The 14,458-nt window shown below is 60.8% G+C and carries 15 protein-coding genes, 1 tRNA gene and 1 pseudogene; 3 read left to right on the forward strand and 14 right to left on the reverse strand.

The window, feature by feature from the left end:
• Nucleotides 1–148 precede the first annotated feature (148 nt).
• The 4 genes from araD1 to chvE all read right to left on the reverse strand — a co-directional run bounded on the left by araD1 (nt 149) and on the right by chvE (nt 5,150).
• Nucleotides 149–1,144, reverse strand: coding sequence for a 2-keto-3-deoxy-L-arabinonate dehydratase AraD1 (araD1, locus tag ACQZ5N_RS25970; RefSeq protein WP_448734528.1), 996 nt, complete (start codon nt 1,142–1,144; stop codon nt 149–151).
• A gap of 119 nt (nt 1,145–1,263) precedes the next feature.
• A complete protein-coding gene (gguB, locus tag ACQZ5N_RS25975; RefSeq protein ID WP_059754318.1) occupies nt 1,264–2,460 on the reverse strand; it encodes a sugar ABC transporter permease GguB in 1,197 nt (398 codons plus the stop codon).
• Entirely contained in the window at nt 2,457–3,995 is a 1,539-nt protein-coding gene (gene gguA / locus ACQZ5N_RS25980; RefSeq protein WP_003520541.1) for a sugar ABC transporter ATP-binding protein GguA, read from the reverse strand. Before gguA ends, gguB begins: the two co-directional genes overlap by 4 nt.
• 90 nt (nt 3,996–4,085) lie before the next feature.
• Nucleotides 4,086–5,150 (reverse strand): sugar ABC transporter substrate-binding protein ChvE, encoded by a 1,065-nt coding sequence (chvE, locus tag ACQZ5N_RS25985; RefSeq protein ID WP_003520542.1) that lies wholly within the window; start codon nt 5,148–5,150, stop codon nt 4,086–4,088.
• 255 nt (nt 5,151–5,405) lie between these two features.
• On the opposite strand from chvE, the gene ACQZ5N_RS25990 reads away from it, so the two are divergent.
• Together ACQZ5N_RS25990 and ACQZ5N_RS25995 are read left to right on the forward strand one after the other, a co-directional pair.
• Nucleotides 5,406–6,410 (forward strand): LysR family transcriptional regulator, encoded by a 1,005-nt coding sequence (locus ACQZ5N_RS25990; protein ID WP_020808912.1) that lies wholly within the window; start codon nt 5,406–5,408, stop codon nt 6,408–6,410.
• A 71-nt stretch (nt 6,411–6,481) separates the two neighbouring features.
• Nucleotides 6,482–6,964, forward strand: a complete 483-nt coding sequence (locus ACQZ5N_RS25995) for a hypothetical protein (RefSeq protein WP_174039564.1) — start codon at nt 6,482–6,484, stop codon at nt 6,962–6,964.
• A gap of 55 nt (nt 6,965–7,019) precedes the next feature.
• Here the strand turns inward: ACQZ5N_RS25995 and ACQZ5N_RS26000 are convergent, their stop codons facing one another.
• Nucleotides 7,020–7,283, reverse strand: coding sequence for a hypothetical protein (locus ACQZ5N_RS26000; RefSeq protein ID WP_003520547.1), 264 nt, complete (start codon nt 7,281–7,283; stop codon nt 7,020–7,022).
• 258 nt (nt 7,284–7,541) lie between these two features.
• Nucleotides 7,542–8,048, reverse strand: a complete 507-nt coding sequence (locus ACQZ5N_RS26005; RefSeq protein ID WP_003520548.1) for a MarR family winged helix-turn-helix transcriptional regulator — start codon at nt 8,046–8,048, stop codon at nt 7,542–7,544.
• A 521-nt stretch (nt 8,049–8,569) separates the two neighbouring features.
• Between ACQZ5N_RS26005 and ACQZ5N_RS26010 the strand changes: the two genes are divergently transcribed.
• Nucleotides 8,570–8,646, forward strand: a tRNA-Arg gene (locus ACQZ5N_RS26010).
• On the opposite strand, the gene ACQZ5N_RS26015 is transcribed toward ACQZ5N_RS26010, so the two are convergent.
• The 8 genes and pseudogenes from ACQZ5N_RS26015 to trbF all read right to left on the reverse strand — a co-directional run.
• The gene (locus ACQZ5N_RS26015; protein WP_448734529.1) at nt 8,617–10,272 is read right to left on the reverse strand and encodes a recombinase family protein; all 1,656 of its coding nucleotides are present in this window, start codon (nt 10,270–10,272) and stop codon (nt 8,617–8,619) included. The two genes, ACQZ5N_RS26010 and ACQZ5N_RS26015, sit on opposite strands and share 30 nt — an antisense overlap.
• Entirely contained in the window at nt 10,269–10,658 is a 390-nt protein-coding gene (locus ACQZ5N_RS26020; protein ID WP_092715048.1) for an HVO_A0114 family putative DNA-binding protein, read from the reverse strand. The genes ACQZ5N_RS26015 and ACQZ5N_RS26020 overlap by 4 nt, the downstream gene beginning before the upstream one ends.
• Nucleotides 10,655–11,008, reverse strand: a complete 354-nt coding sequence (locus ACQZ5N_RS26025) for a toxin-antitoxin system TumE family protein (protein ID WP_448734530.1) — start codon at nt 11,006–11,008, stop codon at nt 10,655–10,657. The genes ACQZ5N_RS26020 and ACQZ5N_RS26025 overlap by 4 nt, the downstream gene beginning before the upstream one ends.
• Nucleotides 11,005–11,328, reverse strand: coding sequence for a hypothetical protein (locus tag ACQZ5N_RS26030; RefSeq protein ID WP_448734531.1), 324 nt, complete (start codon nt 11,326–11,328; stop codon nt 11,005–11,007). The genes ACQZ5N_RS26025 and ACQZ5N_RS26030 overlap by 4 nt, the downstream gene beginning before the upstream one ends.
• Nucleotides 11,329–11,481: 153 nt before the next feature.
• Nucleotides 11,482–11,697 carry a DUF2274 domain-containing protein gene (locus ACQZ5N_RS26035; protein ID WP_448734532.1) on the reverse strand — a complete coding sequence of 72 codons (216 nt, stop codon included), beginning with the start codon at nt 11,695–11,697 and terminating at the stop codon, nt 11,482–11,484.
• A 2-nt stretch (nt 11,698–11,699) separates the two neighbouring features.
• The gene (locus ACQZ5N_RS26040) at nt 11,700–12,815 is read right to left on the reverse strand and encodes a TrbI/VirB10 family protein (RefSeq protein WP_448734534.1); all 1,116 of its coding nucleotides are present in this window, start codon (nt 12,813–12,815) and stop codon (nt 11,700–11,702) included.
• A gap of 38 nt (nt 12,816–12,853) precedes the next feature.
• Nucleotides 12,854–13,813, reverse strand: coding sequence for a P-type conjugative transfer protein TrbG (gene trbG / locus ACQZ5N_RS26045; protein ID WP_448734533.1), 960 nt, complete (start codon nt 13,811–13,813; stop codon nt 12,854–12,856).
• A pseudogene (gene trbF, locus ACQZ5N_RS26050) lies at nt 13,810–14,361 on the reverse strand (conjugal transfer protein TrbF); the annotation flags it as partial. The pseudogene trbF and the gene trbG, both read right to left, overlap by 4 nt.
• Between the last annotated feature and the right edge of the window lie 97 nt (nt 14,362–14,458).

The raw sequence follows: 14,458 nt of genomic DNA on the forward strand, positions 1-14,458 counted from the left end.
CGAAAAAACGGCCGCCTGCCTGCATCAGCCGGGTTTGCGATGCCCGGCTGATGCATCCAGTAAACCACAAATCCTCCACACAAGCCCGAGGATGACGTCGAGGGAGGGATGACCCACCCCCGACCATTTTTCACGCGCAGTCCGCAGATCAGATCTGCCGAACGGTGATCTCTTCTTCCACATCCACGGCCAGCGGGTTCTTCAGCGGCAGGCCGAAACCGGCGGCTTCGATCTCGAAGACGTCGCCCGCTTCGGGCTTGATGCCCTCTGCGAAGGAGAGCGTCGCGGTGCCGAACATGTGCACATGCACGTCGCCGGGCGCGCGGAACAGGCCGTATTTGAAGTGGTGATATTCGAGGTTCGCAAAGGTGTGGGACATGTTGTCCTCACCCGAAACGAACGGCTTTTCGAAGATGACCTTATCGCCGCGGCGGATGCGCGAGGTGCCGCGAATATCGGACGGCGGGGCGCCGACGCGGATTTCCGGGCCGAAGCTTGCCGGGCGCAGCTTGGAATGGGCGAGGTAGAGATAGTTGATCCGCTCTGTGACGTGATCGGAAAATTCGTTGGAGACGGCAAAGCCGATACGCACCGCTTCGCCCTTGTCGGAGATCACATAGATGCCTGCCATTTCCGGCTCTTCGCCGCCATCGAGCGCGAAGGAGGGAGAGGTGAGAGCCGCACCCGGTGCCGCCGCCACATGGCCGTTGCCCTTGTAAAACCATTCGGGCTGAACGCCCTTTTCACCGGCCTTGGGCTTGCCGTTTTCGAGACCCATGCGGAACATCTTCATGGAGTCCGTCAGGCTTTCTTCCGCCGCTTCCGCGGTCTTCTTGTGCATGCTGTCGCGGGTCGCGGCGGAACCCAGATGGGTAAGGCCCGTGCCGGTCAGATGCAGATGCGCGGGGTCGGGATGGGTGATCGGCGGCAGGAAACGGCCTTCGGCATAGGCCTTTTCGAGATCGACGGCATCGCCGAGACCATGGGCGGAAATGACATCGGCAAGGCTCTTGCCGCCATTGGCGGCTTCCATGGCGAGCGCATAAACCGACGCCGCACCCTTGACGGCCTGCGCCTGCCCGCCTTCTTCGCGAACGGCTACGGTGATCTTGCCACTGGCATCCTTGATCTGTGAAATAAGCACGGGATTTCCTTCCTCCGGCGCAACGCGCCTTGTCTCTTCTAAGCGGCGCATAACGCCTGCACCTTATGAAAGTGGCCGGAAACCGGCCACTTTTTTGACTTGCTATGTGGGTTGGGCAATCAGCCCTTGTTCTTGTTGTAAACGTCGAAGAACACGGCGGCGAGCAGCACGAGGCCCTTGACCATCTGCTGGAAGTCGATGCCGAGGCCGACGATCGACATGCCGTTGTTCATGACGCCCATGATGAAGGCGCCGATGACCGCGCCGGTGATCTTGCCAACGCCGCCGGATGCCGAAGCGCCGCCGATGAAGCAGGCCGCGATAACGTCAAGCTCGAAGCCCACACCCGCCTTCGGCGTCGCCGAATTGAGGCGTGTCGCGATGATCATGCCGGCAAGACCGGCCAGCACGCCCATGTTGACGAAGGTGAGGAAGCTCAGGCGTTCGGTGTTGATACCGGAAAGCTTGGTCGCCTTTTCATTGCCGCCCATCGCGTAGATGCGACGGCCGATGGTGGTGCGGCGGGTCACGAAGCTATAAAGCGCAACGAGAACAAGCATCACGATCAGCACGTTGGGCAGGCCGCGATAGGTGGAAAGCTGGTAGCCGAGGAACAGGATCGCGGCCGAAATCAGCAGGTTTTGGGCGATGAAAAAACCGAAAGGCTCGACATCGATACCGTGCTTCACGTTCACGACGCGACGGCGCCATGCGAGATAGAACAGCACGACCGTAATCAGTACCGTCAGGATCATGGACGTGGTGTTGAGACCTTCAATGCCGCCGATATCGGGCAGGAAGCCGGTGCTGATGATCTGAAAATCGGTTGGGAACGGACCGATGTTCTTGCCGCCGAGCACGAACAGCGTCAGGCCGCGGAACACCAGCATGCCCGCCAGCGTCACAATGAACGACGGAATGCGGTGATAGGCGATCCAATAACCCTGTGCAGCACCGATGATACCGCCGATGACGAGACAAATCAGCGCCGCAAGGAACGGGTTCATGCCCCATTGCACGGTCAATATGGCCGCTATCGCGCCGACGAAGGCGACGATGGAACCGACCGATAGGTCGATATGCCCGGCCACGATGACGAGCAGCATGCCCAGCGCCATGATGACGATGAACGAGTTCTGCAGGATGAGGTTGGTCAGGTTCACAGGGCGGAACAGGATGCCGCCGGTGTAGAACTGGAAGAAAACCATGATGGCGACGAGCGCGATCAGCATGCCGTATTCGCGGATATTGGAGCGAATATACGACCCGACCGAGATGACGTTACTTTCTTCGTTTGTTGTGTTTGCCGAACTCATGAGTTCTTCTCCCCTGAGCGCATGATAGCGCGCATGATGCTTTCCTGGCTCGCCTCTCCCTTCGGCAATTCAGCGACGATGCGGCCTTCGTTCATGACGTAGATGCGGTCGCAATTGCCGAGCAGTTCGGGCATTTCCGATGAGATCATCAGAACGCCTTTGCCGTCGGCAGCGAGCTGGTTGATGATGGTGTAGATTTCATATTTCGCGCCGACATCGATACCGCGGGTCGGTTCATCGAGGATCAGCACGTCGGGATTGGAGAACAGCCACTTGGAGAGCACGACCTTCTGCTGGTTGCCGCCCGAAAGATTGACCGTTTCCTGAAAAATCCCCGACGAGCGGATGCGCAGGCGCGTGCGAAAATCGCTCGCCACCTTCATTTCCTTGATGTCGTCGATGATGCTGGCACTCGACACGCCGGCCAGATTGGCAAGCGTGGTATTGTGCAGGATGTTATCGTTAAGCACGAGACCGAGATGCTTGCGGTCTTCCGTGACATAGGCCAGACCGGCATCGATGGCCTTGCGCACGGTGCTGACATCGACCGGCTTGCCGTCGATCAGCACTTCGCCGCTGATCTTGTGGCCATAGGACTTGCCGAACACGCTCATGGCGAATTCGGTGCGCCCGGCACCCATCAGACCGGCAATGCCGACGACTTCGCCCTTGCGCACGGTAACGTTGATATCGTGCAGAACCTGGCGGTCGCGGTGCTGCTGGTGATAGGCGTTCCAGTTCTTCACTTCGAGAATGGTCTCGCCGATCGGCACGTCGCGCGGCGGATAACGATCCTCGAGATCGCGCCCCACCATGTTGCGGATGATGACATCCTCGCTGATTTCTTCCTGATGACAGTCGAGCGTCTTCACCGTCATGCCGTCGCGCAAAACGGTGATCTGGTCGGCCACCTTGCGCACTTCGTTGAGCTTGTGGGTGATGATGATCGAGGTCATGCCCTGCTTGCGGAATTCCATCAGCAGGTTCAGCAGCGCCTCGGAATCGCTTTCGTTAAGCGAAGCCGTCGGCTCATCGAGAATGAGCAGCTTCACGCTCTTCGACAGCGCCTTGGCGATTTCGACGAGCTGCTGCTTGCCCACACCGATATCGGTGATCAGCGTCTCCGGCGATTCCTTCAGGCCCACCTTCTTTAAAAGTTCGCGGGTACGGTTGAAGGTCTGCTGCCAGCTGATGACGCCGCTCGAAGCGACCTCGTTGCCAAGGAAGATGTTTTCCGCAATCGACAGAAGCGGCACGAGCGCCAGCTCCTGGTGAATGATGATGATACCAATATCTTCACTGTCGTTGATGGCGCGAAAATTCCGCACTGCGCCTTCATAGTGGATTTCGCCCTCATAGGTGCCGGCGGGGTAAACACCGGAAAGGACCTTCATCAAGGTCGACTTCCCCGCGCCGTTCTCACCGACGAGTGCGTGGATCTCACCCTCTTTAACCTTGAGGTTGACGTTCTCAAGCGCTTTCACGCCCGGAAACGTCTTGGTGATGTTCCGCATTTCGAGAATGGTATTGGCCATATCGCAATCCAGCGCCCGATTAATTCCGGCGTTTTTATTTTTATGGAAAAACGGGGATGACGCCAAGTCATCCCCGCATGTGTGTCGAGCTTATTTCAGCTGATCTTCCTTGTAGTAACCGCCATCGACGAGAACCTGCTTGTAGTTCTCCTTGGTCACTGCAACCGGCTTCAGCAGGTAGGACGGAACGACCTTGACGCCATTTTCATAGGTCTTGGTGTCGTTTACCTCAGGTTCCTTGCCCTGCAGAACGGCGTTGACCATGTTCACGGTCACCTTGGCGAGTTCGCGGGTGTCCTTGAAGATGGTGGAGTACTGTTCGCCGGCAATGATCGACTTGACGGAAGGAACTTCAGCGTCCTGACCGGAAACGACCGGCAGCGGCTGGTCCTTCGTGCCATAACCAACGCCCTTCAGCGAGGAGATGATGCCGATGGAGAGACCGTCGTAAGGCGACAGAACGGCGTCAACCTTGGCGTCGGTGTAATAAGCCGACAGCAGGTTGTCCATGCGGGCCTGGGCCGTTGCCGGGTCCCAACGCAGCGTACCGACCTTGTCCATGCCGGTCTGGCCGGACTTTACAACCAGCTTGCCGCTGTCGATGTAAGGCTGGAGAACCGACATCGCGCCGTCATAGAAGAAGAAGGCGTTGTTGTCGTCCGGGGAGCCACCGAAGAGCTCGATGTTGAACGGGCCCTTGCCATCCTTCAGGCCGAGCTTGTCGACGATCGAAGTCGCCTGCAGAACGCCAACCTGGAAGTTGTCGAAGGTGGCGTAGTAGCTGACATCGCCGCTGTTGCGGATCAGGCGGTCATAAGCGATGACCTTGATGCCCTGCTCGCCGGCCTGCTTCAGGACGTCCGACAGCGTCGTGCCGTCGATCGATGCGATCACGAGGACCTTGACGCCCTTGGTGACCATGTTTTCGATCTGGGAAAGCTGGTTCGGAATATCGTCATCGGCATATTGCAGGTCGGTCGTGTAACCGGCTTCCTGAAGCTGCTTCACGATGTTGTTGCCGTCGTCGATCCAGCGTGCGGACGACTTGGTCGGCATGGCGATACCAACGGAACCCTTGTCCTGTGCGAAAGCCGGCACTGCGAAAGAAGCAGCACCGATGGCACAAGCTGCCATCAGCGAAATAATGGACTTCATTAACTCTCTCCCTTGAGCCCTTCTCTGGAGCCCGCATGCTGCGGTGCACCATGAAATTCATGCCGTCAGAGGAAGAAGCCGCATTGCGCTCACTCCGATTTCGCAATTGCGAAATGGAACAGCTGCCGCTCCTCCCCGGCATTCCGCAAATTGTTCTGAATCCATATAACTGTCAAATAGAATAAATCAGTTTCCATATATCAATTATGATATATTAAATCGATACAAAAACCGATGAGGGGTATAAAACCACGAATGAACAACCAAAAAGTGTATGAGCAGGCGCAAACAACGGATGCCCTTTTCGTCTTTGAGGACAACCCTTTGCTGCGGGCCGGATTGAAGATGAGCCACCTGCGCATGCTGGTCATGATCGAGGAGCACGGGCAGGTCAGCGCGGCCGCCGCCGCCATGAACATGACGCAGCCGGCCGCCTCGCGCATGCTCTCGGAAATGGAGGCGATCGTCAAATCACCCCTTTGTCAGCGGGCTTCGCGCGGCGTGGTGCTGACGAAATTCGGCGAGGCGCTGGCGCGGCGAGCACGCACCATATTGCTGGAACTGCGCGAGGCGAGCCGCGAACTGAACCAGATGAAATCCGGCAGCGGCGGCTCGGTCTATATCGGCGCCGTCACAGCACCTGCGATCAGCCTCGTGGTTCCCGCCATAAGGCGCGCCATGGACACCTATCCCGGCATCGAAATCAACGTGCAGGTGGAAAGCAGCAACGTGCTGGCCCGCGAACTGCTGGCGGCCCGGCACGATTTCATCATCGGCCGGATACCCGACGATTTCGATCCCGGCCTCTTTTCCATCCATGAAATCGGCATAGAGCGCGCCTGTCTTGTGGTGCGCGAGGGACACCCGCTGCTTCGCGGCGAGCCCGTGACCCTGCAGGATCTCTCCGGTTACGACTGGGTCTTCCAGCCGCCCGGTGCGCTTTTGCGCAGAACCATGGAGGATGTCTTCCTCACCCATGGCGTCGCCATGCCGCGCAACGTCATCAACACGCCATCCGTGGTGCTCACCCTTGCACTCGTCTGCAACACGGATGCCATCGCCCCGATCGCGCAGGACATGGCCGAATTCGTTGCCGGCCAGCAGGCCGATATCGGCCGGACCCGGATATTGCCGACGGATTTCGAGCTCGTCGTAAAGCCATACAGCATCATTACCACCAAGGGCCGTGTTTTGCCGCCCAGCGCCCGCCTGCTTTACGATCTGGTTCTGGATGAAAGCCGCAAGCTGACCGGCCCGTGACCGCGGCAAGCCAGACACCACCTTCATGATCCATAAAGGCCGGATAGTCAGACCGGCGAGGGAAAAGCCGCATGCTCTTCGGACAATCCGTTTTCCAGTCGGTCGTCGACAGGCTGAAACACGAAAAAGAAACGGAAGAGGAAGGCGCGGAGCCGCCACCGCCCGCCGGTCACCGCATTGCCGGTTTCAGCTCGGGCTTCGTTATCGATACACATATTGAAACGCCGCCGCCCGCGAACGGCAATCTCGATGCCTATCTCGCCTTCCTGGCCGACCCCGCGCCACCGCCCGAACCGGAGCCGGAGCCCGAACCGGAACCGATGCCGGCCCATCTCGAAAAGACATCGCTTGCCGATGTTTCGGCGGAACTGGCGATCCACGACACCGACACGGCCGCAACGCTTGCGGAAAAGCGCCGCGCCTTTGCCCGCCTCAATCATCCCGACCGGGTGAAACCGCAGTTCCGGCACAATGCGACGCTGCGCATGACAGCGGCCAATCTCCTGATCGACCAGGCGATACGGATGCTGCGGGCGCGGGAGCATTTCCGGTAAAAGTGCCGGACAGCCTTATCTCGCAAAATACATGAAACGAAAGACAGGAGACGCTTCAGCCCGCATCGTTCTTGTCGGTGGGCGCGCTTTCGGCGGCAGGCTCATCCGCGCCATTTCCGCTTTTGGCGGCATCGCTTGCGGGTTTGAACTTCAGCAGCAATTCATAGGCCGCATAAGCCCCGATGCCGGCAACGATGGTTCCCCAGAAAAACTCGCGATTGACGAATTCGATGACGGCCCATGCGGCGCAAAAGCCGACGATGAGCAACCGGACCCACAGGGGACGATAAAGCGGATGACTCGTATCGATATTCAGCATGGCGTTCCCGTCCCGGGCCTTTCCAGTCGATCGCATGATTGCGGTTCCACACCCAAAGGCGTGAAGATGCTTATGCGTCTTGGCGGTTTCACAGGAAAATTGCAACGCAATTCAGCCCCGCTGCCGATCAGGCTGGCGTGAAAGACCAGCGCAGGAAGACCCTCGCCGGTACCGCAGGCAATGGCAAGACGGAACATCTGCGTCACAGGTCGCACCCTACGGCAGCCCGCGCCTGGATTGCCTCGCTCTCTTCGAAGCTCAGTCGCGCAGGCGTCCGAGCAGCGCCAGAAGCTGATCGCGGGCCTTCTTGCCGCCGATCCTGTCGATCAGCTTTTCCTCACGATCCCGCCAGGTGTTGGAAAGCCGGTCGAGAAGGCTGCTGCCCTCCTCCGTCATGTCGAGAAAATGAACGCGCCTGTCCTCTTCCGATTTGCGGCGGACGAGCAGTCCCTTCTCTTCCATGCTGTCGACGATGGCGACGAAATTGGCGCGCTGTATGCCGAGCGCTTCGGCCACATCGCTCTGCTTGAGACCCGGATTGCCGCCGACGATGACGAGAACGGAAAAATCGGCCGGCCGCAATCCCTGCTCCGCCAGCACATCGGCAAAACCGTTTGCCACGGCAAGTTGCGAGTGCCGCAAATGATAGCTGATCGCAGTCGTCAGCAACCCATAGTCGATAGCCGTGATATGCGCCGCTTCCGCGCTGCCGCTTTCGGCCTTTTCCGTCCGCGGCCCGTTGCTGTGTGCCAATCGCAAAGCCATCCGATCCCCCGCCTGATTCGTTCCTTTACCTTGTCGAAATCATAACCGACAACGTCACGAAACTGTATCCCAAATAAATGTAGATGATACTAATATTGTATAATAATTTGACAGTTAATCGCCGGCAAAGCAAACCCGGACTCCGGATCGCCACCCGGCGAACGAAAAAAGTATGACTATTTACCCGCCAATTTTGAGGGGATAAAATCGCGTCCCGCGCCGTATTTGAAAGGCGTTGCCCTCATCCGACCGCCTCTTCGTGAAAGCGGCAAAACAGCGGCCCGACCCGGCAATAACATACTACTTATAAGGGAAACCCTATTGCGGCAAAAAGACAATACGTCAAACGACGCACCACCCCGCCGCCGCACAAGGGGCCCACGACCGCCCCAAAACAGGCCCCGCGCCCCACCCCACCCAAAAACAGGCAACGTTTCGCAAATCTCTGATTTTTAGACATTGATGCGAAAACAAAGCTGGGGTATGAACCAACCGCTGCACGCGATTCAAGCGTGACCGCTGCACCCGTAGCTCAGCTGGATAGAGTGTTGGATTCCGATTCCAAAGGTCACAGGTTCGAATCCTGTCGGGTGCGCCATTTCAGTACAGAACTGCGAACCGCAAACGCCGCCGATTCCCCGCTCGAAGCGGCGACGAGGCTTTGAAGCAGGTCCGATTTTTTCCCCATGATGCGAACCTCATCATCGGCGACTTCAACGCGCTGGGCAAAGGCGCGCAGGTGGTCCCGCCGATAGCCGCCTCCTTCGATCCGCAGGCTGCTGCGTGCGGTTTCCGAAAGCGCGTCGATCATGTCTGGCGTAACGGCCCGGTGGCCGGAGCTGTCGAGTGTCGCCCGTATCCGCTCGGCGTCGGCCGCCGCCTGATCGCGGATCGCTTTGAGATTGGCAATCCGGTCCTTCAGTCCCATGTCGTCCAGCGCGGCCACACCCGATTCGATCGCATCGTAGAGCCGACCCAATCGCTGATCCGTCTCGGTGATTCGCCGATTTAAATCAGCCAGGTGTTCGCGCCGGCGTTCGGCTCGCTCCTGCCGGCGATCGAGAAGGCTCGACAGGATCGTCTCCAACCGCTTCGGTTGGAGAAGGCGCTCTTCAAGATGGCGCACGACCAGATGATCGAGCTTATCCATTCGGATCGAACGCCCTTCGCAGCCGACCTTGCCTTGCCGCGCTTTGGTCGAGCAGGTGTAATAGGTGTACTGCCCGCCATTGCCCTTGCCGGTGCGCAGCGTCATTGCACCGCCGCACTTCGCGCAGAAGCAGATGCCGGTGAGCAGCGTCGGACCACTCGTAACTCGTGCGGGCACCAACATCGGATTGCGCGATTTGAGACGCGCCTGAACGGCGTCGAACGTCTCCCTCTCTATCAGCGGCGGCACCGCCATGATCGAGACCTCGTTCTCCGGCTTCTTCTCGCGGTTCTTGAAAGAGCGTGTGTTGAATCGGTGCTCGCCGATATAGGTCGTGCGGGTTAGGATCGCGTGGATTTGCGCCAGGCCCCATTTCCCGCCGTCACGGGTGAACATGCGGCGTTCGTTGAGATAGGTCGCAATGGCCTTGACGCCCTTCGGGCCAGACGTGCCGCCGCCTTCGAGGAACAAGCGGTAAATGAGCCTGACCGTTTCCGCGTGCAGCGGATCGATCTCCAGCTTCTTCTTGATCTTCGATCCACGCTGCTCGGCCGCGACGACGCGATAGCCAATGGGCGGTCGCGCACCGTTCCAGAAACCCTGACGGGCGTTCTCGTTCATGGCGCGCAGGACGTGCTTGGCGTTCTCCTTCGATTGGTACTCGTCGAACAGGGCCATGATCTGCCGCATCATGACGTGCATGGGATCATCGCCCATCTCCTGCGTGATGGAGACGAGCTTGACGCCATTCTTGGCCAGCTTCCTGACATAGAATTCCAGCTCGAAGTGATCGCGGAAGAAGCGCGAGAAACTGTGAACCACGACGACATCGAACGGCGCAGGCTTCGATGTGCCGGCTTCGATCATGCGCTGGAATTCCGGGCGGCGGTCATTGGTGGCGGAAGCTCCAGCCTCCACGAAGGTTTCGACAAGCTGGTATCCACGCGAAGCACAATAGGTTTCACCCTGCTTACGCTGATCCGGGATCGACACGTCATGCTCGGCCTGCCGCGTCGTCGAGACGCGCAGATAGAGCGCCGCGCGCTGCACGATATGCGGACTTTGAATGTTCATGGGCGGCCTCCCTTCGCTTCGCGCCGTTCGAGCAAGGGCAGTTCCAGGGCCACCCGATCGTGCAATACCTTCGGCATGATCTTCCGGCCTTTGCCAGGCTCCATACTGACGAGACCGTAGCCCGCCATGGTCTTGAGGGTTCGAGACAGGCTCGACTTCGCCCGCCCGGTGATCTGCGACAGCTCCTCCAGCGAACCAGGTGCTTGCTCGTCGATGACGCGCAGCAGTTCGCGATTTCCGCTGGAGAGCACCTGCGCGAAAGATTCAGTGGAGGTGAACCACACCTTCGGATCGTCCGCCGCCGACTTTTCCTCGCCGCGCGCGATCCGCATGGTGCGGGCCTTCATCTCGTCGTAGTCGGCAATCCCGACTTTCAAGGTGGTCATAACACGCCTCGCTCCTTCAACACCGCGTCCACCGCCTGCCAGAAGTCGGCCAGTAGCGTGGCCGCGTCCTCCCAGGCGTATGGCTTCACGGTCTGGAGGCGGTGGCGATGGTCCATCGGCTCTCCCCTTCTGCCCCGGCCGACCGGATGGGCGTTGTCAAAGCCGACCAGCCGTTCGCCCGAAGGCCCGTGAAGCGTGAGCGAGTAATCGAGGCCGTGCGGCTTTTCCGGTGAGACCGGAATGCGGGTGACGACGAACTTCACCCAATGACCGCCCTCGGGATCGACAACAAGCGCCTGACCGTCAAGGTCCAGTAGCGTGTCGAGGCTCGGGTCACGATCCTCGCTCATGACTTATTGTTAACATCTGATGTTAACTTGTTCAAGCCCTCATTACCTTCGGCATCAAGGGGGCCGAACAGCCGGTCGAGAACATCGCCGAAATAGCGCTCGAAAATGTCCACCTCGACTTCGGTGACCGGCACACGCTCCGGCCAATCGTCGATGACGGGCAGCTTCTCGACATCGAAAGTGCCAGACCACGGGTTGCGGCGGCATGGCGCGCGCGACGGCGCGAGATCGTCGCCATAATTGTAAAGGTCGTCAGGAAGTGCTTGCGGGGCTGGCCGTTGTGGCCGCCCCCTGCGGGCGCGGAAATCTTGCGCGGACATTGAATCCTCCGTGGTTCGCGATTGAAAACCGAGCGTCAGGAGGCCCGGATTTATGCGAAGCATGGAGGGAGATCGGCGGCCGGTAGCGTGCCGCATTTGCGCTCGCACGCCAGCGGCACCCCCGCATAGAAAGCGGGGGGCCGCGGCGGCGGATCAGCTTGGCGTCCGCCGTGCTTTCACAAAGCCGCGATCGGTGGCGATGAAGCGCTCCAGCATCGGCACGATCAACTTGGCCGGCTCGATCGGTGCGCCACCTTCGGCCAGGAGGCGGCCGTATTCAATCAGGTCGCGATGGAGTGCGGCGGGCAGCTCCAGCGCGATCTTCACGGGTTTGTCGTCGGCGATGGGGCCGAGTTTCAGTTTGGTCATGGTCAGCTCCTATAGGGCTCGAACACGATGTCGCGCGTGACGATGACCCTGACCGGGAAACCGGGCCGGATGGTCAGCGTGGGTGCGACCTGCAACTGTCGTTGGATGATCTGCTGACCGGCCTGGTTAACCGTATCTTGTGCGCCGTCTCGGATGGCGCGGATCAGGCGGTCATTGTCGTCGGTGGCGAGTTCCGCGCCGACGCCGAGCAGGGTCGAGAGCGCAGCGGCCTTGGCGAGGTCCCACCAATGATAATCGACGCCATCCTCAAGGCCGGCGTACCCTTGCGTGTCGGCGCCGGGCTGGCGCTCGAGAACGATCGAGCGGCCATTCGGCATGATGAGCCGGTTCCAGACAAGCAGCACGCGGCGCTTTCCGAACTGCACGTTGTTGTCATACTGGCCGATCAGGCGCGTGCCCTGCGGCACGAGCAGGATACGCCCGGTCGGGCTGTCGTAGATGTTCTCCGTGACCTGCGCAGTGATCTGGCCGGGAAGATTGGAACGTATGCCGGTGATGAGCGCCGCCGAGATGACAGCGCCGGCCTGAAGTACGAAGGGCGACGCCGGCGGCGTGACGCGATCGGGCGTAACCGTGCGCCGATCGGCCGCCGCATTGAGGAAGGCGAGCTGCTTGTCCTGTCCGGTGGCCGACTGGCTCGCTGCACCGGCCAGATCGAGGCCCGCAAGACCGGGCATCGCGCCGGATGGGGTGGCGGCCGTCGAACCCTGCCTCGACTGGAAGAAGACGGTGCTGAGACGGGCGGCCTCCTCCTCGGCGCGGCGGCGCTGTTCGGCCTCGCTGACGCCAGGGGTCGGAACCGCGGGCGTCACGACGGGCTGGCCGGTGGCCTGCGCGCTGAGCATCGGTCGGCCGAGATCGCCGGGCAGCGCCGGCCCGAGAACCGGGCCGGTATAGTCCTTCGGCAATCCTGCGAGCCCATCGGCGGTCTGGCGGTTGTTGGTCGAATAAAGCTCCTCGCCGCCGTCGCCCGGCGCGCGGGTCTGGAGCGCGTAGATCAGCGATCCGCCGATGCCGACCAGGGCAACGGCGGCGACGCCGGCGAGCATCTTGCGGGACAGGCGCGTGACGCGGGGCGCTTCGGCGCGCAGGCGCATGGGCGCGGCGTTGGTTTCTGCTCGGGTTTCTGTGTCACTCACGATTGCGGCCTCCCGTCGGTGCGGACGATCCTGACGGTCTGCTGTTTGTCGCCCGCGCCAAGACGCAGCTCGGCTGCGCCAAACAGGCGATCGACGATCAGGATGTGTTGATAGATGCGGCTATTGACGATCTGGGTCTCGCCATCGGGGCCGATGACGAAGATCGGGGGCATTTCGCCTTGGACGATGCCGCGCGGAAACTCGACATAGACACGGCGGCCGTCGTCATAGACGGCGATGGGTTTCCAGGGCGGATTGCTGCTGCCGGTCAGGCCGTAGCGATAATTGCGAGCAGCCACGGCCGGAATGACCGGCGTTGCCGGAAGTGCCTGGCTGCCGCCGCCCGCCGGTGCCGGATAGGCCCAGGACACGGCGGGCATATAGGGCTTCTCGCCGGAGCGCAACTCGATCATGTAGGTGCGCCGATCAGTGGTGATGACGAGATTGGTGGTGATGTCGGCACGCGAAGGCTTCACCAGCACCAGCACGCGGCGACCGGAGCCAGAGCCGGATTCGGTGTCGCCGATGATCCAGCGGGCGGTATCGCCTGCCGCGATCGGTCCCGCGCCGGTCAGGGCCTCGCCGGGTTCGAGCGCGATGCTGGTGATCTGGCCGGGCGCGGCATAGACCTGATAGAGCGCGCCTTCCGACCAGGGATAGACCTGTATGGCGTTGTAATAGCCCTCCCGGCGCGGCTGCACGCGGGCGGCGGCATTGGCGTTCTCGACGCGGCCGGTCGGAGTGCCGGCGGTCTCGCCGCCGCGCGCCACGGTCCAGGCCGGGGGCACGTTGAGGGGCTTGGGCCGATCATTGGTGACGGCGGCCGGGACAGCCGGCAGCGGCGGTACACTGGCGTCGTAGCTGATCTCCGGCGGGCGATTGGTGGCGCATCCGGCGAGCATGGTGGCAGACAACAAGAGGGCCGGAACGGCGAAGGTGCGGACGGCCGGGCTCATTGGCTCATCTCCTGCGACCAGTTGATGGCGTTGACGTAGATGCCGAGCGGATTGGCTTTCAGCCGTTCGGCGTCGCGCGGCGGCTGAAGTGTGACCGTAAGGATTGCGGTCCACCGCTGGGTCGAGGCGAGCGAGCCATTCTCGAACTGCCGCTCCGTCCAGGCGACGCGGAACGAGTCGGGCGAAGCGCGGATGACGCTGGAGACGTCGACGGCAATCTGCTGCTTGCCGACCTTAGCGAAAGGATCGTTGGTGCGGGCATAGTCGTTGAGCGCGCCCGCGCCACGATCGGTCGTCCATTCATAGGCGCGAAGCCAGTTCTGGCGCACGATGATCGGATCGGCCGGGATGGACCTGACCTGCTCGATGAAGCGGCCGAGATGCCATGCGATTTGCGGATCGGTCGGGCGGAAGTCGGCGACGGCCGGCGCAAGCGTCTGGGCCTGGCCGAGCTTGTCGACCTGCACCACCCAGGGCACGACAGTCCCGCGCGCGGACTGGATGACGAGCGCGCCAGCAAAACCCGCCGAGAGGATCAGCGAACCGAAGTGTTGGTTTCCACGCGGAACTGAGCCGGTTTTTCCACCGAGAAGTGAGCCACCTCTGAGTATGGTTTTCTGATCAGGCTTTGGTCAAGGGGTTGGC

This window comes from Agrobacterium sp. 22-221-1, from assembly GCF_053522445.1.